Source organism: Variovorax sp. 01T439_2 (genome assembly GCF_056398445.1).
In genome coordinates, this window is record NZ_JBFTPJ010001323.1 from 1 (window position 1) to 1,111 (window position 1,111).

A 1,111-nucleotide genomic window follows, 5' to 3' on the forward strand; every position below is an offset into this window, starting at 1 on the left:
GCGTTGCATGGGCCGATTCTGCCCGCCTGAAGCTGCGGCTGCGCAGCCGCCCCGTTGTGCCTACTGGACGAGCCGCTCGACGCCCAGGCCTTCGAGGTCGACGCCCGCGTCGCGGCCGCCGATCAGGTCGGCCACCACGCGTGCGCTGCCGCACGACAGCGCCCATCCGCTCGAGCCGTGGCCCAGATTGAGCCAGACGCCCGGCACGCCGCTGGCGCCGAGCACCGGCGGACCGTCGGGCAGCATCGGGCGCGCGCCCTTCCATTGCTGCACGCCCGACTGCAGCGTTGCGGCACCCGGAAACCAGTCGTGCAGCACCTTGTAGAGCGTTTGCACGGCGGACGCATTCATGGAGCTCAGGGAGCCGCCGATCTCGGCGCCGCCGGCCACGCGCACGCGCTGGCCCAGGCGCGAGATCGCAACCTTGTAGCGTTCGTCCATCACGGCGCTGCGCGGCGCGTTGAGCGATTCGCGGATTGGCGCGCTGATCGAATGGCCGTACACCGGCGCCAGCGGAATCCGCAGGCCGAGCGGCCGCAGCAGCGTGGCCGAGGCAAGACCGGCGCACACCACCACCGCATCGAAGCGCAGCGGCTGCGAGCCGCTCGCGAGCGAAATGGAGGTGGGCGCCGCGCGGTGGATCGGCGCGATGTCGCAATTGAAATGGAACTGGGCGCCGAGCGCTTCGGCTTCCCACTTGAGAAGCAGCGCGAACTGGCGGCAGTTGGCCACTTCGTCCTCGGGCAGGTGGATGGCGCCTGCGAGCTCCGTGTCGGTGTTGAGCGCGGGTTCGATCCGGCGGGCCTCGTCGGCATCGACCTCCTTGAAGACGCTGCCGGCCGCGCGCAGCACCTCGAGGCCCGGCTGGACCAGTTTTTTCTCGCGCTTGGAGCGCAGCAGCACGAGGTAGCCGTCGCTGCGTTCGTAGCTCAGTTCGCGTGCTTCGGTCACTTCGTGCAGCCGGGTGCGGCTGTAGAACGCGAGGCGCTGCATGCGGGCGCGGTTGGCCAGGTAGGTTTCGAGCTTGCAGGCCTTCTGCCAGCGCGACATCCAGCCGAGGTCGCGCGAATTGAGCGGCCAGCGCAGCTTGATGGCGCCGTGCGGCGACAGC

1 protein-coding gene is annotated in these 1,111 nt (G+C 70.0%); it reads right to left on the reverse strand.

Going from position 1 to position 1,111, the window contains the following annotated elements:
- Positions 1 to 60: 60 nt before the first annotated feature.
- Positions 61 to 1,111: FAD-dependent oxidoreductase (locus tag AC1DOC_RS34640; RefSeq protein WP_478131709.1), on the reverse strand; the 1,051-nt coding region annotated here is incomplete at its 5' end.